This is a genomic window from Streptomyces sp. NPDC016845 (assembly GCF_044332585.1).
Lineage (GTDB): Bacteria > Actinomycetota > Actinomycetes > Streptomycetales > Streptomycetaceae > Streptomyces.
The window spans coordinates 188,307-207,720 of the sequence record NZ_JBIRPI010000012.1; the positions used below are offsets into that span (position 1 = coordinate 188,307).

Genomic DNA, 19,414 nt, shown 5'->3' on the forward strand with positions numbered 1-19,414 from the left:
TGGCCGGCGCGATGGCGAGCATCAAGGATGTCGCGGCTGCTGCCGGGGTTTCCGTTGCCACGGTGTCCCGGGTTCTCAACAGTCACCCGTCCGTCAGCCCGGACGCCCGTACCCGCGTCATGGCCGCCGTGGACGCCCTCGGGTACCGGCCCAACGCCGTCGCCCGTTCCCTGCGCACCGATCAGACCCGCACCCTCGGCCTGGTCATCAGCGACGTGCTGAACCCGTACTTCACCGAGCTGGCCCGCTCGGTCGAGGAAGAGGCGCGTGCCCTCGGCTACAGCGTGATCATCGGCAACGCCGACGAGCGGCCCGATCTCCAGGACCATCACGTACGGACCCTGCTCGACCGGCGGATCGACGGGCTGCTCGTCTCCCCCACCGACGGCGGCTCCCCGCTGATGCTGGACGCGGCCAGGGGCGGCACCCCGATGGTCTTCGTCGACCGGTGGATCCAGGGTGTCGACGTGCCCGTCGTGCGGTCGGACGGGCGGGCCGCCATCCGGGATCTCGTCGCGCACCTGCACCGCCTCGGGCACCGCCGGCTCGCCATCATCGCCGGCCCTGCCGCGACCACGACGGGCAGCGAGCGCGTCGCCGCGTTCCGGGAGGCGCTCGCCTCCTACGAGATCGATCTCCCCGACGCCTACATAGGGCAGGGCGACTTCCAGGCGGGCAGCGGGCGCCGCGTGACGGACGGGTTCCTGGACCTGCCGGAGCCGCCCGAGGTCGTGTTCGCCGCCGACAACCTGATGGCCCTCGGCGCGCTCGACGCGATCCGCGCGCGCGGGCTGCGCGTCCCCGGCGACATCGCGCTCGCCGCGTTCGACGACATCCCGTGGTTCGTGCACACCGATCCGCCGATCACCGCGATCGCCCAGCCGACCACGGAGCTGGGGCGGGCCGCCGTGCGCGCGCTCGTGGAACGCATCGAGGGGCGGGCGGCCGAGTCGCTCACGCTCCCCGCCCATCTCCTCGTACGGCACTCGTGCGGAGAGCCGCGTACCGCGGAACAGCCAGAACCGCCTACCTCAATGGAGAGGAGAGCCCGTTGAAAGAGTCGCGCAACCCGGACGAGTTGCTGCGTATCGAAGGGATACGGAAGACCTTCCCCGGCGTCGTCGCGCTCGACAGCGTCGACTTCGATCTGCGCCGGGGCGAGGTGCACGTCCTGCTCGGTGAGAACGGGGCCGGGAAGAGCACGCTGATCAAGATGCTCTCCGGTGCCTACACGCCCGACGCGGGCCGTGTCGTCGTCGGCGGCGAGCAGGTCCGTATCCATGGTGCGCAGGACGCCGAACGGCTCGGCATCGCCACGATCTACCAGGAGTTCAACCTGGTTCCCGATCTGACCGTGGCCGAGAACATCTTCCTGGGGCGTCAGCCGCGCCGCTTCGGTCTCATCGACCGCAAGAAGATGGACGCCGACGCCGAGGCGCTCCTCGCGCGCGTGGGCGTGAATGTCTCGCCACGCGCGCGTGTCCGCGAACTCGGCATCGCCCGGCTCCAGATGGTGGAGATCGCGAAGGCGCTCAGCCTGGACGCCCGCGTGCTGATCATGGACGAGCCGACCGCCGTGCTCACCTCCGAGGAGGTGGAGAAGCTCTTCGCGATCGTGCGCGCCCTGCGCGAGGACGGTGTCGGCATCGTCTTCATCACGCACCACCTGGAGGAGATCGCCGCCCTCGGCGACCGGGTCACCGTCATCCGCGACGGGCGGAGTGTGGGCCAGGTGCCCGCCTCCACCCCCGAGGACGAGCTTGTCCGGCTCATGGTGGGGCGCTCCATCGAGCAGCAGTATCCGCGCGAGCGGCCGGACACCGGAGCCGCGCTGCTCAAGGTCGAGGGGCTCAGCCGCGACGGCGTCTTCCACGACGTGAGTTTCGAGGTGCGGGCCGGTGAGGTCGTCGGTATCGCCGGGCTCGTCGGCGCGGGGCGCACGGAAGTGGTCCGGGCGGTCTTCGGGGCCGATCCGTACGACAGGGGCAGTGTCGAGGTCGGCGGTAGTCGCCTGCCCCGGCACGACGTCAACGCCGCCATGGCCGCCGGGGTCGGGCTCGTGCCCGAGGACCGCAAGGGGCAGGGGCTCGTCCTCGATCAGTCGGTCGAGGAGAACCTCGGGCTCGTCACCATGCGGACCACGTCGCGCGGCGGGTTCGTCGACCTCAAGGGGCAGCACACCGCCGCCGAGCGGATCGCCTCCCAACTGGGCGTGCGCATGGCCGGGCTCGGCCAGCACGTGCGCACCCTGTCCGGCGGCAACCAGCAGAAGGTCGTCATCGGCAAGTGGCTGCTCGCCGACATCAAGGTGCTGATCCTCGACGAGCCGACGCGCGGCATCGACGTCGGCGCCAAGGTCGAGATCTACCAGCTGATCAACGAGCTGACCGCCGCCGGGCACGCCGTCCTCATGATCTCCAGCGATCTGCCCGAGGTGCTCGGCATGAGTGACCGGGTGCTGGTGATGGCGCAAGGGCGCATCGCCGGTGAACTCGCCGCCGAGGACGCCACCCAGGACTCCGTGATGGCGCTCGCCGTCAGCAACCAGAGCAACCAGAACCACAACGCAGTCGAGGAGGAGGGCTCCCATGACAACCACTGACACGGTCAAGAACGGCAAGAGCACGACCAAGCAGAGCGGGAGCCTGCTGCGGCTGCTCCTCGACAACGGCGCGCTGACCGCGCTCGTCGTCCTCGTCATCGTGATGTCGCTGCTCTCCGGCGACTTCCTGACCACCACCAACCTGCTGAACGTAGGCGTTCAGGCGGCCGTGACCGCCATCCTCGCGTTCGGTGTCACCTTCGTCATCGTCTCGGCGGGCATCGACCTGTCCGTCGGCTCGGTCGCCGCCCTGTCCGCGACCGTCCTCGCCTGGGCCGCCACGAACGAAGGGGTGCCGGTCGTCATAGCCGTGCTCCTCGCCGTCGTGACCGGTGTGGCCTGCGGACTGGTCAACGGCGCCCTCATCTCGTACGGGAAGCTGCCGCCGTTCATCGCGACGCTCGCGATGCTGTCGGTCGGGCGCGGGCTCTCGCTGGTGATCTCGCAGGGCAGCCCGATCCCGTTCCCCGACTCGGTCTCGCACCTCGGTGACACGCTCGGCGGCTGGCTGCCGGTGCCGGTCATCGTGATGGTCGTCGTCGGGGTGATCACCGCCGTCGTGCTCGGGCGTACGTTCATCGGGCGCTCCATGTACGCCATCGGCGGCAACGAGGAAGCCGCCCGCCTCTCCGGGCTTCGCGTCAAGCGGCAGAAGCTCGTCATCTACGGGCTGTCCGGGCTCTTCGCGGCCGTCGCCGGTATCGTCCTCGCCTCACGTCTCGCCTCCGCCCAGCCGCAGGCCGCGCAGGGGTACGAGCTGGACGCCATCGCCGCCGTCGTCATCGGCGGCGCCTCCCTCGCCGGTGGTACGGGCAAGGCGTCGGGCACGTTCATCGGCGCCCTCATCCTCGCGGTGCTGCGCAACGGCCTCAACCTCCTCTCCGTCTCCGCGTTCTGGCAGCAGGTCGTCATCGGCGTCGTCATCGCGCTCGCCGTGCTGCTCGACACCGTGCGCCGCAAGGCCGGGGCCACGCCCACGGCCGCCGGGGCCGGTTCCGGCGGGCCCAAGCAGAAGATGCAGTACCTGATCGCGGCCGTCGTCGCCGCGGCGATCGTCGGCGGCCTCGCGCTGTGGAACAACGGCTCGTCGTCCGACTCCAAGAAGGACCTCAAGCTGGGCATGGCCGTCTCCACGCTCAACAACCCGTTCTTCACCGAGATGCGGGCGGGCGCACAGGCCGAGGCGAAGAAGCAGGGCGTGAAGCTGACCGTCACCGACGCGCAGAACGACGCCTCGCAGCAGGCCAACCAGGTGCAGAACTTCACCAGCACCGGCCTCGGCGCGGTCATAGTCAACCCGGTCGACTCCGACGCCATCGGCCCCGCCGTGCGCGGCGCCAACGACGCCGACATCCCCGTCGTCGCCGCCGACCGCGGCGTGAACAAGGCGGAGACGGCGACGCTCGTCGCCTCCGACAACGTCGCGGGCGGCAAGCAGGCCGCGAGGACCCTCGCCGAGAAGCTCGGCGGCAAGGGCACCATCGTGATCCTGCAAGGCCAGGCCGGTACGTCCGCCAGCCGTGAGCGCGGCGCGGGCTTCGCCGCCGGGCTCAAGGAGTTCCCGGGTATCAAGGTCGCCGCGAAGCAGCCCGCCGACTTCGACCGCACCAAGGGCCTCGACGTCATGACGAACCTGCTCCAGTCGCACCCCGACATCGACGGTGTCTTCGCCGAGAACGACGAGATGGCGCTCGGCGCGGTCAAGGCGCTCGGCTCCAAGGCCGGCAAGTCCGTCGCCGTCGTCGGCTTCGACGGCACCCCGGACGGCTTCAAGGCGGTGAAGGCGGGCACCCTGTACGCCTCCGTCGCCCAGCAGCCGCGCGAGCTCGGCAGGATGGCCGTGCAGAACGCGGTCCGCGCCGCCCAGGACAAGAAGATCGCGGACGCGGTGAAGGTGCCGGTCAAGGTCGTCACCTCGAAGAACGTCGCCGACTTCGAGTGACACGCCCCCTTCGGCATATCTTCGAGTGACGTACGAAGAAAGGCACAGCATGAACACGTACGACCTGCTCGTCGTCGGGTCGGCCAACGCCGACCTGGTGGTGGGTGTCGACCGCCGCCCGGCCGCCGGGGAGACCGTCCTCGGCTCCGACCTGGTCACCCACCCGGGCGGCAAGGGCGCCAACCAGGCGGTCGCCGCCGCCAAGCTCGGCGCCCGTACGGCGCTGCTCGGGCGGGTCGGCGACGACGGGCACGGCACACTGCTGCGCGAGTCGATGGAGTCGGCGGGCGTCGACACGTCCGGCGTGCTCGTCGGCGGGGCGCCCACCGGCGTCGCGCTGATCACCGTCGACCCGTCCGGGGACAACAGCATCGTGGTGTCGCCGGGCGCGAACGGGCGGCTCACGCCGGACGACGTACGGGCGGCGGGCGAGCTGTTCGCCGGGGCCCGGGTCGTGTCGACGCTCCTGGAGATCCCGCTGGAGACAGTCGCGGAGGTCGCGCGGAGCGTGGCCGAGGGGGCGCGGCTCGTCCTGAACCCGTCGCCGCCCGCGCCGCTGCCCGACGAGGTCCTCGCCGTGTGCGACCCGCTCATCGTCAACGAGCACGAGGCCCGCGTCGTCCTCGGCACGGACACCGAGGGCGAGCCCGAGGACTGGGCGCGGGCGCTGCTCGCGCTCGGCCCGCGCTCGGTCGTCATCACGCTCGGCGCGCAGGGCGCGCTCGTCGCGGACGCGTCGGGCTCGTCGCGGGTCGCGTCGGTGAAGGTGAAGGCCGTGGACACGACGGGCGCCGGTGACGCGTTCACCGCCGCGCTCGCCTGGCGCCTCGGTACCGGCGAGTCGCTGGCCGAGGCCGCCGCCTACGCGGCCCGGGTCGGCGCCGCCGCCGTCACCAAGCAGGGCGCGCAGGTGTCGTACCCGACGGCCGAAGAGGTCGTCGCGCTGTGAAGAAGGCCGGCATCCTCAACCGCCATCTGGCGGGCGCCATCGCCGAGTTGGGACACGGGGACGGCGTGCTCATATGCGACGCCGGAATGCCGATCCCGGCCGGGCCGCGCGTCGTCGACCTCGCCTTCCGGGCCGGGGTGCCGTCCTTCGCGGAGGTCCTCGACGGGCTCCTCGACGATCTCGTGGTCGAGGCGGGCACGGCCGCGACCGAGGTCCGGACCGCGAACCCGGCGGCGGCCGGACTGCTCGGCGAGCGGGTGCCGTCCCTCGGCTTCGTCCCGCACGAGGAGCTGAAGTCGCTGTCCGGCGGCGCGCGCCTGATCGTACGGACCGGGGAGGCGCGGCCGTACGCGAACGTGCTGCTGCGCTGCGGCGTCTTCTTCTGACCCCCGCCTGGAAACGCGCGAGGTCAAATGCCCGAGGGGCCCGGTACGAACGACCGGGCCCCTCGGGCCTTCCCCTCCTGTGCCGGGACTTCCGCGATCCCCCCGGATCCCCCTCCGGACATCCCGACGCACGCTAGACAGGCGACCCGCCCCGATGGTTGTACGGATGCGGAGCGTTTTCTTCCCGGATTTTCACAGCGCCCTCGAAGCGCTGGTCAGCAGGCGTGTTCCGTGAAGCGGTCCACCGTCTCCGCCAGCACCTCACGCCCGTCCCGCGCCCACAGCCCGTCGTTGAACAGCTCGACCTCGATGGGCCCGGCGTACCCCTGCTGCTCGACCAGGCCGCGCCAGTACCGCATGTCGATCGATCCCTCACCGATCTGCCCGCGTCCGTTGAGTACGCCCTCGGGCAGCGGCGTCACCCAGTCGGCCAGCTGGAACGTCGCGATGCGGCCCTGCGCCCCGGCCCGTGCGATCTGCGCGGGCGCCTGGTCGTCCCACCAGATGTGGTACGTGTCCACGCAGACGCCGACCTGATGTGCGGGGAAGCGTTCGGCGATGTCCAGGGCCTGGGCGAGCGTCGAGACGACGCAGCGGTCGGCCGCGAACATCGGGTGCAGCGGTTCGATCGCGAGCCGCACCCCGTGGTCGGCGGCGTAGGGGGCGAGGTCGGCCAGCGCGTCGGCGATCCGTTCCCGGGCGCCGGCGAGATCGTACGAACCGGCCGGGAGGCCGCCGGAGACGAGGACGAGGACGTTCGTGCCGAGGGTCGCGGCCTCGGCAACAGCCCGCTTGTTGTCCTCGACGGCGGCCTTGCGGTCGGCCTCCTCGATCGCGGTGAGGAAGCCGCCGCGGCAGTGCGTGGAGACGGTGAGCCCGGCGTCCTCGATCAGCTTGGCCGCCGCCTCGACGCCGTACGCCTGGACGGGCTCGCGCCAGGTGCCGATGTGCTGGACGCCCGAATCGACGCACGCGGCGACGAGTTCGGGCAGGCCGAGCTGCTTGACCGTCATCTGGTTGATCGAGAAGCGCGGGTCCGCGGTGGCGGTCATGAGGCGACTCCGTACACGGCGAGCAGGTTTTTCATGCGGGCCTCGGCCAGCTGCGGGTCCGGGAACAGGCCCAGGCCGTCGGCGAGTTCGTAGGCGCGCGCGAAGTGCGGGAGCGAGCGGGCCGACTGGAGGCCGCCGACCATCGCGAAGTGGTCCTGATGGCCCGCGAGCCAGGCCAGGAAGACGACACCGGTCTTGTAGAAGCGGGTCGGGGCCTGGAAGAGGTGCCGGGACAGTTCGACGGTCGGGTCGAGGAGGGCGCGGAAGCCCTTCTCGTCGCCGGTGTCGAGGACGCGGACGGCCTGCGCGGCGAGCGGGCCCAGTGGGTCGAAGATGCCGAGCAGCGCGTGGCTGAAGCCCCGGTCGTCGCCCGCGATCAGCTCGGGGTAGTTGAAGTCGTCGCCGGTGTAGCAGCGCACGCCCTTCGGGAGTCGGCGGCGCAGCTCGACCTCGCGGCCGGCGTCGAGCAGCGACACCTTGATGCCGTCGACCTTGTCCGGGTGCGCGGCGATGACCTCCAGGAAGGTCTCGGTCGCGGCGTCCAGGTCGGCGGAGCCCCAGTAGCCGTCGAGCGCCGGGTCGAACATCGGGCCGAGCCAGTGCAGGACGACGGGTTCGGCGGCCTGGCGCAGGAGGTGGCCGTAGACGTCGAGGTAGTCCTCGGGGCCCCCGGCGACGGCGGCGAGCGCGCGGGACGCCATGAGGATCGCCTGCGCGCCCGTGCCCTCGACGAGCGCGAGCTGCTCCTCGTAGGCGGCGCGGACCTCCGCCAGGCTCTCGGCCCCCTTGAGCTGATCGGTGCCGACGCCGCACGCGACGCGGCCGCCGACCGCCTTCGCCTCGGCGGCCGAGCGCCGGATGAGTTCGGCGGCGCCCGCCCAGTCCAGGCCCATGCCGCGCTGCGCGGTGTCCATCGCCTCGGCGACGCCGAGCCCGTGCGACCACAGGTGGCGGCGGAAGGCGAGGGTGGCGTCCCAGTCGACGGCGGCCGGGGAGTCGGGTGTCGTGTCGGCGAACGGGTCGGCGACGACGTGCGCGGCGGAGAAGACGACGCGGGAGGCGAGGGGCGCGCCCGTGTCGACGGCGAGGGGCGTGGCGCGGGGCTCGTACGCCCGCAGGGCGCCCGTCGCGTCGGGCAGGTGGATCGTCACAGCGTGATCTCCGGAACCTCGACGCGGCGGCCCTCGGCGGACGACTTCAGGCCCAGCTCGGCGAGCTGGACGCCGCGCGCGCCGGCGAGGAGGTCCCACTGGTAGGGCGCGTCGGCGTAGACGTGCTTGAGGAAGAGTTCCCACTGCGCCTTGAAGCCGTTGTCGAACTCGGCGTTGTCGGGCACTTCCTGCCACTGGTCGCGGAAGGAGTAGGTGGCCGGGATGTCCGGGTTCCAGACGGGCTTGGGGGTCGCGCTGCGGTGCTGGACGCGGCAGTTGCGCAGGCCCGCGACGGCGGAGCCCTCCGTACCGTCCACCTGGAACTCGACGAGTTCGTCGCGGTTGACGCGGACCGCCCAGGAGGAGTTGATCTGTGCGACGGCGCCGCCGTCCAGCTCGAAGACGCCGTACGCGGAGTCGTCGGCGGTGGCGTCGTAGGGCTTGCCGTTCTCGTCCCAGCGCTGCGGGATGTGCGTGGTGATCAGCGCCTGTACGGAGGTGACGCGGCCGAACAGCTCGTGGAGCACGTACTCCCAGTGCGGGAACATGTCGACGACGATGCCGCCGCCGTCCTCGGCGCGGTAGTTCCAGCTCGGGCGCTGCGCCTCCTGCCAGTCGCCCTCGAAGACCCAGTAGCCGAACTCGCCGCGCACGGACAGGATCTTGCCGAAGAAGCCGCCGTCGATGAGGCGCTTCAGCTTGAGCAGGCCCGGCAGGAAGATCTTGTCCTGGACGACGCCGGACTTGATGCCCGCGTCCTTGGCGAGCCGGGCCAGGTCGAGGGCGCCCGCGAGGTCGGTGGCGGTGGGCTTCTCTGTGTAGATGTGCTTGCCGGCGGCGATCGCCTTCTTCAGCGCCTCCTCGCGGGCGGAGGTGACCTGCGCGTCGAAGTAGATGTCGACCGAGTCGTCGGCGAGGACGGCGTCGAGGTCGGTGGAGATGTTCTCCTCGGCGAGGCCGTGGCGCTCGGCGAGCGCGCGCAGGGCGTGCTCGCGGCGGCCGACGAGGACGGGCTCGGGCCACAGCACCGTGCCGTCACCGAGGTCGAGTCCGCCCTGCTCGCGCAGGGCGAGGAGGGAGCGTACGAGGTGCTGGCGGTAGCCCATGCGCCCCGTCACACCGTTCATGGCGATGCGCACCGTCTTGCGTGTCACGTGAGTCCCTTCGTCCTTCGCTACGGGTGGCAGGCGGCGCCCACCTCCGAACAGACCGGGTAGCAAGCGCTTTCTACATAGAAAGAAGCTAGCCTCTGCACAGCCGCTCGGACAAGGGCGAAAACAACGGAGGATGGTTTCGATGACCGTGACCCTGGCGGACGTGGCCGCCCGCGCGCAGGTGTCCCCCGCCACCGTGTCACGCGTGCTGAACGGCAACTATCCGGTCGCCGCCGCCACGCGCGAGCGCGTGCTCAAGGCCGTGGACGAGCTGGACTACGTGCTCAACGGCCCGGCCAGTTCGCTCGCGGCGGCCACGTCCGACCTGGTCGGGGTCCTGGTCAACGACATCGCGGACCCGTTCTTCGGGATCATGGCGTCCGCCGTGCAGTCGGAGATCGTCGGGCCCGGCGGCCGGGCCGGCGGCGAGCGGCTCGCGGTGGTCTGCAACACCGGCGGCTCACCCGAACGGGAGCTGACGTACCTGACGCTGCTCCAGCGCCAGCGGGCCGCGGCGGTCGTCCTGACGGGCGGCGCGATCGAGAACGAGACGCATGTCGCCGCCGTCGCGAACAAACTGCGGCGGCTCTCCGAGGCGGGCACGCGGGTCGTACTGTGCGGACGCCCCCCGGTACCGGGCACGGACGCGTCCGCCCTGACCTTCGACAACCGGGGCGGCGCGCGGCAGCTGACGCACCACCTGCTCACCCTGGGCCACCGCCGGATCGGCTACGTGGCGGGCCCCGAGGAGCGCACGACGACGCGCCACCGCCTGGAGGGCCACCGGGAGGCGCTCGCCGAGGCCGGGGTCACCGAGTCGGACGGCCTTGTGGCGCACGGCCCGTACGACCGCGGGGCGGGTTACGAGGCGACGGCTCAACTGCTGCGCCAGGAGCCCGGGTTGACGGCCGTGGTCGCGGCGAACGACACGATGGCGCTCGGCGCGTGCGCGGCGCTGCGCGAGGCGGGCCTGCGCATCCCCGAGGACGTGTCGGTGGCGGGCTTCGACGACCTGCCCTTCAGCGTGGACGCGGTCCCGGCGCTGACGACGGTCCGCCTGCCCTTGGCGGAGGCGGCGGCGCGGGCGGGCCGCATCGCGATGGGCCGCGAGGCGGAGCCGCCCGGCGGGGTGGACGTGGTGCGCGGCGAGCTGATGGTGCGCGGGTCGACGGCGGCGCCGCGTGACCAGTGAAACGCTGGAGCACCGGGGGCCCGTGCGGTGGACGGCTCCGGTCCTGGTGAACCTGTTGCTCGGGCTGCCCGCGCTCGCGCCGCTCGGGTGTGCGTGGTGGCTGCTGAGCGAGTGGCTGCCGATGGACTGCCGCAGCGTCGAGGAGTCGTACGCGCCCGGGTTCACCGGGAGCTGCAACTACGAGACGCTGGACAACGGCCCGGTACTCATGGGCCTGGGCGCCGTGTCCGGGCTTGTGGTCCTGGCCCTGGTCGTCCTCGCCAACCGGGGCTTCGCGCGCAGGGCGGACATCGGCCGGTCGGTGTGGACCCGGGCGGTGCCGTTCGTGCTGCTGCCGTTCGCGGTGTTGTGGGCGCTGCTGCTTTGAGGCAGGGGTTGTCGGCGCTGCTGTGGGGCGAGGGGTGATGAGCGGGCCGGGCGAAGTACATCGCGGTGGGGCAGCGCCCCGAAGGGGCGCGGGGAACTGCCCGACCAGCCACGACGGCGCCGCACTCCGCCGAACACCTGTCGCGGCGCTTCCGGCGGAGCGCTCAGCGCCGCTGTGAAGCAAGGGCCGTCGACGCCGCTGTGCTGAGGCAAGGGCTGTCGGCGCGGGGCACCGGTGTGTGCCGGTGCCCCGGTGGGGCGTACGACGTCACACGTGCGGCCGTCGCCCCCGCTCCTGGTGCGGGAACTGCTGGTCCGCGCCGGGCAGGGTGGGCTTCGGCAGGGTGGCCACGTCCTCCTTCGCCTGCTCCAGCTGTTTCGCCGTGTCGTGCGGCAGACGCGGCGGCCGCGGCGCGGCGTGGGTGAAGCGGAACGCCGAGGTGAGGTCGCCGAAGGCGGAGCGGCGCCAGTCGGTGATGTTGGGCTCCTTCACGCCCGTGAACCGCTCCAGGAACTGGAGCGCCGAGGTGTGGTCGAACGCCTCCGAGGCCACCCAGCCGCCGACCGTCCACGGCGAGACGATGATCGCCGGGACGCGGAAGCCGCCGCCGATGGGCAGGCCCTGGACGAACTCGTCGGCCGTGCCCGCCGGGGGCGTCGGCGGGGGCACGTGGTCGAAGAGGCCGTCGTTCTCGTCGTAGTTGAGGATGAAGGCGGTCTTCGCCCAGACCTTGGGGTTGGCGGCGATCGCCTCGATCTTCTGGGCCACGAAGTCGGCGCCCGCGGCGGGCAGGTAGTCGGGGTGCTCCGACTGGTAGCTCGTCGGCATGATCCAGCTGACCGCCGGGAGCCGGTCGTTGCGGGCGTCGTCCTCGAAGGTGCCCTCGGGCTGCGGCCGCACACCGCGCTCGTAGAGGTCCGATCCCGGCTGGGCGTTCTTGAAGCTGGCGAACTGCTCCAGCAGGTTGCAGCCGTAGTCGTCGTCCTGCTGGTACACCTTCCAGCTGACCCCGGCGGCCTGGAGCCGCTCGGCGTACGTCGTCCAGCGGTACGGGGTCGGCGCCGTGTTGTTGAGCACCGGGCCGCCCTGGGTGCCGGAGGGGTCGATCGAGCCCGTCATCCAGTAGAGCCGGTTCGGCCAGGTCGGGCCGAAGACGGAGGAGAAGTAGTTGTCACAGATGGTGAAGGTCTCGGCCAGCGCGAACTGGAACGGTATGTCCTTGCGCGTGTAGTACCCCATCACGTACGGCCCGTTCACGCCGTCGGCCTTGCGGTGGGCGGGGAGCCACTGGTCCATCGCCCCGTTGTTCCACGCCTCGTGCTGGACGGACCAGGCGTGGCTGGTGGAGGGGATGGCCTGGGCGCTGGTGGAGTGCGTGTCCAGGTGGAAGGGGAGGAGGTAACCCTTGGGGTTCTCGGGGTCGGGCTGGAAGAACACCGAGCGGCCGTTGCTCAGCTTCAGCGCGTGGGGGTCGTTGAAGCCGCGTACGCCCTTGAGGGTGCCGAAGTAGTGGTCGAAGGAGCGGTTCTCCTGCATGAGCATGACGACGTGCTCGATGTCGCGCAGCGAACCCTTGCGGGGCGGCCCGGCGGCCACCGCCTTCTGCACGCTGGGCGGCAGCAGCGAGAGCGCGGCGGCGCCCCCGACCGCGCCTGCCGCGGAACCGAGGAGTCTGCGTCGGGTCAGTTCGGCCATGGAAGAAGCCCCCTAAAGCTGGCTGGACGGACGGTTACGGCATGCCAACGGCCCGTGTCGAACGGGCCGTTGGCTCCACTGTGCGGGCCGTTCACCATGGGGCGGAGGGGGCGAACGGTGAAATCACGGCCAACGGGCGGGAAGGGGTTGGCCAACCCATGGGCTGCTCTTGAACCGCTATACCTGCCATATGCACGGTCTTGACTTCAGGAGGACGCGCCAGGCTCCCGCCAGATGGGGGCGTGAGGTTCACCGGATGGCGGCCGGACGTCCGGACCGTGAACGCGGCCGGGCGGCCCCGCGCCGTGAACGCGGCCGGATGTCCGGGCCATGGACGCGGCCCATGGACGCGGCGTAGCGTGACGGGCACCCCCAGACCTCTGACTGAGTCAACCATCCACAAGCGATGAGCATGAGTGTCGCGAGGTGAGACAACCATGACCGTGCAGGACATCCGGTCCTTCAACCGCTTCTACACGAACGTCATCGGCGCGCTGGACTACAGCCGCCACCTGTACGCCCCGTACACCCTCACCGAGTCGCGCGTGCTGTACGAGCTGGCGCACCCGGAGCGCGGACGGCGGCTCGACGCGGCCGATCTGCGGGCGCGACTGCGTCTCGACGCCGGGTACCTGAGCCGCATCCTCGGCAAGTTCGAGCGGGACGGCCTCGTCGAGCGCGGCACGTCCGAGCGGGACTCGCGGCGCCGCAGCATCACCCTCACCCCGCGCGGCCGCACCGCCGCCGACCTGCTCGACGAGCGGTCCCGGGAAACGGTCGGGGCGCTCCTCGACACCGTCCCCGCGGCCGAACGGACCCGGCTGGCGGAGGCGCTGCGCACGGTCCGTTCGATCCTCGGCGACGGCCGCGCCGCCCCGCGCGCCGAGGACGTCACTTTGCGCGACCCCGCCCCCGGCGACCTCGGCTGGGTCGTGGCCCGCAACGGCGCGGTGTACGCCGCCGAGTTCGGCTGGAACGCCGAGTACGAGGGTCTGGTCGCCCGTATCGTCGCCGACTTCGCCCAGGACCACGACCCTTACCTGGAGCGCGTGTGGATCGCCGAGCTCGACGGCCGCCCGGTCGGGTGCGTCATGTGCGTACGGGACGAGGCGCCCGGCACGGCCCGGCTGCGGCTGCTCCTCGTGGAGCCGGAGGCGCGCGGCCTCGGCATCGGGGACCGGCTCGTTGGCGCCGTGATCGACTTCGCGCGCGGCGTCGGCTATCGCGAGCTCGTGCTGTGGACGAACGACGTGCTGAAGTCGGCCCGTTCGATCTACCAGCGGCACGGCTTCGTGCTGGTCGGCGAGGTTCCGCACCGCTCCTTCGGCGCCGACCTGACCGGCCAGGACTGGCGGCTGCCGCTGCACGGGACAGCTGAGTGAGCGACGGCAGCGCGGGTATGGTCCGCCCCATGAAACTGGCGTTCTCCACCCTCGGTGTCCCCGGCCGTCCGCTGGCCGACGTCCTCCGCCTCGCGACGGCGCACGGCTACCACGGCGTGGAGCTGCGCGCCCACCCCGAGGAGCCGGTCCACCCGGGCCTCGACGCGGCGGCCCGCGCCGACGTGGCCGCCGAGTTCAAGGCCGCGGGCGTCGAGATCCTGGGCGTCGCCGGGTACGCGCGCGTGGCCGCGCCCGGCGACGACACCGCCGTGCTCGACGACGTACGCGCCCTGATCGACCTCGCCCGCGACCTGGGCGCCCCGTACGTACGTGTGTTCCCCGGCGGCGGGGACGACCTCGACGAGGCCGGTCGCGCGGAGGCCGACGCCACGGCCGCCCGCCGCCTCGGCGTCGCCGCCGAGTACGCGGCCGACCGCGACGTACGCGTCCTGCTCGAAACGCACGACTCGCACCGTACGGGCGCCGCCGCGTCCCGCGTCGTCGGCCCCGTCGGCCACCGCAACGTGGGCGTGCTCTGGGACGTCATGCACACCTGGCTCGGCGGCGAACAGCCCTCCGTCTCGTACGCGGCGCTCTCCCCCTACCTCGGGTATGTGCAGGTCAAAGACATCGCGGGGCCCGACGACACGACGCCGCTGCCGCTCGGGGCGGGGGCGCTGCCGCTGGGTGAGTGTGTGGAGGTGCTCAGCCGGGAGGGCTGGGACGGGTGGCTCTGCTGGGAGTACGAGGCGCGCTGGTACGAGTCGGCTGCGCCGCTTTCCGGGATTCTTGGCGCGGGGCGGGAGTACGTGGCCCGGCTGCTCAATGAGTCGGCGTGAGTCCCGGGTTCGGCCGAGCGTCTGCCCCTGTCCCTTCGACGCCGACCGCTGACCGCCGTGGTTGCTCGCGCCGTTCCCCGCGCCCCTGAAAGGCACGGTCCCGTCTGCCCGGTTGCGGACCGACCCCGACCGCGCGCCACGCCGTGGTTGCTCGCGCCGTTCCCCGCGCCCCTGAAATGCGCACTTCGTGCGCCATTTCAGGGGGCAGCGGGGGCGCGCCTCCATGGGGCTGCGGCGAAGCCGCATGCCTCAGGGGCGCGGGGAACTGCGCGACCAGCCACGACGGCGCCGCACCCGAAGAACGGCGATCTGCGCACGCGGTGCGCCTCACAGGGGCGCGGGGAACGGCGCGAGCAACCACGACGGCGGCGCACCCGAAAACATCATTCACCCGCTTCCCGCGCCGATTCCCTTGACCGGCAGAAACTTTCCGGGTAACCGTGACGCGCGGAAGTAATTTTCACCGCCGGCCATGGCCGAAGCTCGTGCCCCGCCCCTCCCCCGGAAGGAGCGCAAGTGCACCACCGCCACATCAGCACCCGCAGCACCGGTTTCTCCAGACGGACACTGCTCGCCGCCGCAACCGCCGGCGTCGCCGCCGCAGGCCTGAGCGCCGCCCCCGTCCAGGCCGCCGACGCCAAGTCCCGCAAGACCGACAAGGCGCTGCGGAAGATCATCTCCGGGATGTCCCTGGAGGAGAAGGTCGGCCAGCTCTTCGTCATGCGGGTCTACGGCCACTCGGCCACCGCCCCGGACCAGGCCGACATCGACGCCAACCTCAAGGAGATCGGCGTCCGCACAGCCGCCGAGATGATCGACAAGTACAAGCTCGGCGGCATCATCTACTTCGCGTGGGCGCACAACGTGCGCGACCCGCACCAGATCGCCGATCTCAGCAACGGCATCCAGGAGGCCGGCCGCCGCCTGCCCTCCAGGATCCCGCTGATCGTCTCGACCGACCAGGAACACGGCATAGTGGCCAGGGTCGGCAAACCCGCCACGCTGCTCCCCGGCGCGATGGCGCTCGGCGCGGGCGCCTCCCGCTCCGACGCACGCCGGGCCGCCGCGATCGCCGGTGCCGAACTGCGCGCCCTCGGCATAAACCAGGACTACGCCCCGGACGCGGACGTCAACATCAACCCGGCCAACCCGGTCATCGGCGTACGCTCCTTCGGCTCGGAGCCGGCGGCGGTGGCCAGGATGGCCGCGGCGCAGGTCGAGGGGTACCAGTCGGCCGGCGTCGCCTCGACGGCCAAGCACTTCCCGGGCCACGGCGACACGGCGACCGACAGCCACACAGGGCTTCCGGTGATCACGCACACCCGCGAGCAGTGGGAGAAGCTGGACGCCCCGCCGTTCAAGGCCGTGATCGACGCCGGGATCGACTCGATCATGACGGCCCACCTCGTCGTACCGGCGCTCGACCCGGCGGAGGACCCGGCGACCCTCTCGCACCCGATCCTCACCGGCATCCTGCGCGAGAACCTCGGCTACGACGGCGTCGTGATCACGGACTCGCTCGGCATGGAGGGCGTCCGTACGAAGTACGGCGACGACCGTGTGCCGGTGCTCGCCCTGAAGGCGGGCGTCGACCAGCTGCTCAACCCGCCGTCCCTGGACGTCGCGTGGAACGGCGTCCTCAAGGCCGTACAGAGCGGGGAGCTGACCGAGAAGCGCCTCGATGAATCGATCCTGCGCATTCTGCGGCTCAAGGCCAAGCTGGGTCTTCTCAAGGACCCGTACGTCACCCGGCGCGGCGTCGACCACACCGTGGGCACCCGCGCCCACCTGGCGGCGGCCGACAAGATCGCCGAACGCACGACGACGCTCCTGGTCAACAAGGACCGGCTGCTCCCGCTCGACCGGCGCACCCACAAGAACGTCCTCGTGCTCGGTGCCAACCCCGCGTCCCCCTCGCTCAGCGACGGCCCGCCCACCACCGTGCTCGGCGCCGCCCTGACCGAACTGGGCTTCTCGGCGACGGTCCTGGCGACCGGCACCGCGCCCGGCCAGGCGGTCATCGCCCAGGCGGTGGCGGCGGCCGCGGGCAAGGACGCCGTGCTCGTCGGCACGTACAACGTCACGGCGGGCAGCGCCCAGCAGGCGCTGGTGAACGCCGTGGCCGCGACGGGCGTACCGGTGATCACCCTGTCCATGCGCAACCCGTACGACGTGGCCCACCTGGCCGCGGCCCGCGCGCACGTGGCCGCGTACTCCTGGATCGACGTCGAACTGCGGGCGGCGGTACGGGTCCTCGCGGGCCGCGCCGAACCGCGCGGCAAGCTGCCGGTGCCGGTGCAGCGTGCCGACGATCCCGCGCAGGTCCTGTACCCGGTCGGGTACGGCCTGCGGTACTGATTTCGACACGGGATCGGTACGCGGCCGGGCGTACAGGGGTGTACGGCGCACCTGGGACGCACCGCCCCTGAACGTCGCAAAGCGCCCCGCGCGTCTGGCGTGTGCCCGGTCCACGGGCCACGCTGGACGGGTGTCTCGGGGGGCTGCCATGGACGCGCGGACGGTGGGGGCGGTGTGTGCGGCGCCGTTCCTCGCGTTCGCGCTGGTCGGGTGCCAGGCCCTGACCGGTTCGGACGACGATCCGCCCGAGAAGGCGTCCCCGTCCGGCGCCGCGGCGGTCTTCCTCGCGGCCGGCGAATGCGGCGCGCGGGGGTCCACCGGGTTCGGCGAGGTGGGGTGCGCCGACAGGGGTGCCGTCGCGCGGGTGACCGCGCGGCACGAGGGCAGCACCGCGAACGGCCCGGCCTGCCCCGCCCGCACCGACTTCGTCCTGCACATCAGCGAGACCCACGCGACGCCGGACGGGCACGACGCCGACGAGAACGGCGACGGCAAGGTCACCCGCGGCTACGCCTGCATGCGCAACCTCCGGCCGCCGCACCCCGGCGACCCGGGGGCGGGCGGCGGACCCCGCACGATCGTCGGCGACTGCGTGTACTCCACGGGGCGGGGGCAGGTCCGGGAGACCGCCTGCGACGGCTCGGGCGAGCACGCGCCGGAGTTCCGCGTCCGCTCCTCGGTGCCGGACCGCATCGACTGCCCCGCGACGACAGACCTCTACGTGACGCTCAGCGGGATGGACATGGTGGGGTGCGCGACGCGGACATGAAGAAGGGGGCCGCTCATGCGGCCCCCTTCGCACTCCTCACTCCTCCGGTGTCACGGGCGCAGCTTGAACTCCCGCGCGCCGTCCACCCGGTCGAGCTTGGCGTCGTGCGGCGCCTTGGCCGTCGTACCGGACAGGCCCGCCCAGTCGAGGATCCGCTCGGTGGCGAGCGCCTTGTCGTCGGCGTTCAGAGCGGCGACGTTCGCGCCGTGGTTGGCGTGCGGCGCCGTCATGACGTAGCTGTCGCGGGCACCGGCGCCGAGGCGGAAGGGCTCCGCACCCCACGGGTCGTTGTCGCCGTAGACGTACAGCATGCGGGTGGCGTGGTGGCGCACCCACGTGTCGACGTCACGCATGACGTGCTTCTGGAACGTCATCGGGATGGACTTCGGGACGAAGTTGCGCGGCGGCTGGTAGCCGTAGCGGGAGAGCTTGCCGATCCAGGGCTGCTTGATGTCGGGCGAGCCGAGCTGGGTGCCCGCCTGGTAGTAGTACGGCGTGTACTGCTCCAGGCCCTGGTCGGCGTAGGAGGACCAGCCGCCGACGGTGTCGACGTAGTCGAAGAGCGCCTGGTCGGTGACGGTCCGGGCGTCGGGGACGTCCGCGCAGGCCGACTCGGGCTGGTACTGCCAGAAGCCCCAGACGAGGTCGAGGACGGTCGCCTCGTACGCCTTGTCGAGCGAACCCACCGTGTTCACGGTGTAGTTGTTGGCGGCGAGGTACTCCTTGTACTTCTTCTCCAGTGCGGTGCGGCGCACGAGGGTCTCGCGCTGCACCTTCTGGAGGGCGACGCGGCAGTCCTCCGGGCCGACGTTCGCGAGGAAGCGGTCGTAGGCGGAGTCCTCGTCGTTGACGACGTCGTTGGGGGCCACGTAGGCGACGACGCCGTCCATGTCGCGCGGGTAGAAGCGCTCGTAGTACGTGGCGGTCATGCCGCCCTTCGAGCCGCCGGTCGTCAGCCAGTTCTGGCCGTAGACCCGCTTGAGCGCCTGGTAGATGCGGTGCTGGTCGCTGGCGGCCTGCCAGATGTCGAGCTTGGACCAGTCGGCGGGCTGCGGCCGGGACGGTGTGAAGAAGCGGTACTCGACCGAGACCTGGTTGCCGTCGACGATGCGGGTCGGCTCGCTGCGGCTCGGGTTCGTGGAGACGTTGTAGCCGCTGGTGAACATGACCGTCGGGCGGCTGACGTCCTTGTGCAGCACGGTGATGCGCTGCTGGAACGTGCCCTTGGACGGGTGCCGGTGGTCGACCGGCTGGGTGTAGTTGAGGACGAAGTAGCGGTAGCCGGTGTACGGCTTCTCCTCGACGAGGCTCATGCCGGGTACGGCGAGGAGCCGGTCCTTGATGTCGGTGCTGTCGGCGGCGGCCCCGGCACCGGCCGGAGCCGCGGCGGTCGCCGTGGACATTCCCGCCGCGCTCACCGTGCCTATGAGCACCACGAGCGACAGCAGCCATCTGAGCGCTTTGCGCATACACCCTCCCCTGGAGTTACACGGGTCGCTCCGGAAACTATCGGAGGGTTTCGCGTACCACCAGGGGTACTTGGTGTCCGCTCAGCACGACGTTCGGGCGCGAACGG

16 protein-coding genes are annotated in these 19,414 nt (G+C 71.6%); 11 read left to right on the forward strand and 5 right to left on the reverse strand.

Features of this window, described 5'->3' with window-relative positions; genetic code table 11:
- The first annotated feature begins 11 nt into the window (after positions 1 to 11).
- Genes ACH4RC_RS26595 through rbsD form a run of 5 tightly spaced genes read left to right on the forward strand, consistent with a single transcriptional unit; the run spans position 12 to position 5,879 of the window.
- The gene (locus ACH4RC_RS26595; protein ID WP_398205407.1) at positions 12 to 1,055 is read left to right on the forward strand and encodes a LacI family DNA-binding transcriptional regulator; all 1,044 of its coding nucleotides are present in this window, start codon (positions 12 to 14) and stop codon (positions 1,053 to 1,055) included.
- On the forward strand, positions 1,052 to 2,602 hold the full coding sequence (locus ACH4RC_RS26600; protein ID WP_398205409.1) for a sugar ABC transporter ATP-binding protein: 1,551 nt from the start codon (positions 1,052 to 1,054) through the stop codon (positions 2,600 to 2,602). Before ACH4RC_RS26595 ends, ACH4RC_RS26600 begins: the two co-directional genes overlap by 4 nt.
- Positions 2,589 to 4,544, forward strand: coding sequence for a substrate-binding domain-containing protein (locus ACH4RC_RS26605; RefSeq protein ID WP_398205411.1), 1,956 nt, complete (start codon positions 2,589 to 2,591; stop codon positions 4,542 to 4,544). The genes ACH4RC_RS26600 and ACH4RC_RS26605 overlap by 14 nt, the downstream gene beginning before the upstream one ends.
- 49 nt (positions 4,545 to 4,593) lie before the next feature.
- Entirely contained in the window at positions 4,594 to 5,493 is a 900-nt protein-coding gene (locus tag ACH4RC_RS26610; RefSeq protein ID WP_398205413.1) for a ribokinase, read from the forward strand.
- Positions 5,490 to 5,879, forward strand: coding sequence for a D-ribose pyranase (gene rbsD / locus ACH4RC_RS26615; protein WP_398205414.1), 390 nt, complete (start codon positions 5,490 to 5,492; stop codon positions 5,877 to 5,879). Before ACH4RC_RS26610 ends, rbsD begins: the two co-directional genes overlap by 4 nt.
- A gap of 215 nt (positions 5,880 to 6,094) precedes the next feature.
- Here the strand turns inward: rbsD and ACH4RC_RS26620 are convergent, their stop codons facing one another.
- Genes ACH4RC_RS26620 through ACH4RC_RS26630 form a run of 3 tightly spaced genes read right to left on the reverse strand, consistent with a single transcriptional unit; the run spans position 6,095 to position 9,236 of the window.
- On the reverse strand, positions 6,095 to 6,931 hold the full coding sequence (locus ACH4RC_RS26620) for a sugar phosphate isomerase/epimerase family protein (protein ID WP_398205416.1): 837 nt from the start codon (positions 6,929 to 6,931) through the stop codon (positions 6,095 to 6,097).
- The gene (locus ACH4RC_RS26625) at positions 6,928 to 8,082 is read right to left on the reverse strand and encodes a dihydrodipicolinate synthase family protein (RefSeq protein WP_398205418.1); all 1,155 of its coding nucleotides are present in this window, start codon (positions 8,080 to 8,082) and stop codon (positions 6,928 to 6,930) included. Before ACH4RC_RS26625 ends, ACH4RC_RS26620 begins: the two co-directional genes overlap by 4 nt.
- Positions 8,079 to 9,236, reverse strand: coding sequence for a Gfo/Idh/MocA family protein (locus ACH4RC_RS26630; protein ID WP_398205419.1), 1,158 nt, complete (start codon positions 9,234 to 9,236; stop codon positions 8,079 to 8,081). The genes ACH4RC_RS26625 and ACH4RC_RS26630 overlap by 4 nt, the downstream gene beginning before the upstream one ends.
- A gap of 142 nt (positions 9,237 to 9,378) precedes the next feature.
- On the opposite strand from ACH4RC_RS26630, the gene ACH4RC_RS26635 reads away from it, so the two are divergent.
- Together ACH4RC_RS26635 and ACH4RC_RS26640 are read left to right on the forward strand one after the other, a co-directional pair.
- Positions 9,379 to 10,428 (forward strand): LacI family DNA-binding transcriptional regulator, encoded by a 1,050-nt coding sequence (locus ACH4RC_RS26635; RefSeq protein ID WP_398205420.1) that lies wholly within the window; start codon positions 9,379 to 9,381, stop codon positions 10,426 to 10,428.
- On the forward strand, positions 10,418 to 10,795 hold the full coding sequence (locus ACH4RC_RS26640; protein WP_398205422.1) for a hypothetical protein: 378 nt from the start codon (positions 10,418 to 10,420) through the stop codon (positions 10,793 to 10,795). The genes ACH4RC_RS26635 and ACH4RC_RS26640 overlap by 11 nt, the downstream gene beginning before the upstream one ends.
- 267 nt (positions 10,796 to 11,062) lie before the next feature.
- On the opposite strand, the gene ACH4RC_RS26645 is transcribed toward ACH4RC_RS26640, so the two are convergent.
- Positions 11,063 to 12,490, reverse strand: a complete 1,428-nt coding sequence (locus ACH4RC_RS26645) for an alkaline phosphatase family protein (protein ID WP_398205423.1) — start codon at positions 12,488 to 12,490, stop codon at positions 11,063 to 11,065.
- Between the two features lie 437 nt (positions 12,491 to 12,927).
- Here ACH4RC_RS26645 and ACH4RC_RS26650 point away from each other — a divergent pair, with 437 nt between their 5' ends.
- The 4 genes from ACH4RC_RS26650 to ACH4RC_RS26665 all read left to right on the forward strand — a co-directional run bounded on the left by ACH4RC_RS26650 (position 12,928) and on the right by ACH4RC_RS26665 (position 17,838).
- Complete coding sequence (locus tag ACH4RC_RS26650) at positions 12,928 to 13,872, forward strand: GNAT family N-acetyltransferase (RefSeq protein WP_398205424.1); 945 nt, start codon at positions 12,928 to 12,930, stop codon at positions 13,870 to 13,872.
- Positions 13,873 to 13,901: 29 nt separating this feature from the next.
- The gene (locus ACH4RC_RS26655) at positions 13,902 to 14,711 is read left to right on the forward strand and encodes a sugar phosphate isomerase/epimerase family protein (protein ID WP_398205426.1); all 810 of its coding nucleotides are present in this window, start codon (positions 13,902 to 13,904) and stop codon (positions 14,709 to 14,711) included.
- A gap of 516 nt (positions 14,712 to 15,227) precedes the next feature.
- The gene (locus ACH4RC_RS26660; protein ID WP_398205428.1) at positions 15,228 to 17,069 is read left to right on the forward strand and encodes a glycoside hydrolase family 3 protein; all 1,842 of its coding nucleotides are present in this window, start codon (positions 15,228 to 15,230) and stop codon (positions 17,067 to 17,069) included.
- Positions 17,070 to 17,217: 148 nt separating this feature from the next.
- On the forward strand, positions 17,218 to 17,838 hold the full coding sequence (locus ACH4RC_RS26665) for a hypothetical protein (RefSeq protein WP_398205430.1): 621 nt from the start codon (positions 17,218 to 17,220) through the stop codon (positions 17,836 to 17,838).
- Positions 17,839 to 17,888: 50 nt separating this feature from the next.
- Here ACH4RC_RS26665 and ACH4RC_RS26670 read toward each other — a convergent pair whose 3' ends face one another.
- Positions 17,889 to 19,307, reverse strand: a complete 1,419-nt coding sequence (locus ACH4RC_RS26670; protein WP_398205432.1) for a S28 family serine protease — start codon at positions 19,305 to 19,307, stop codon at positions 17,889 to 17,891.
- Between the last annotated feature and the right edge of the window lie 107 nt (positions 19,308 to 19,414).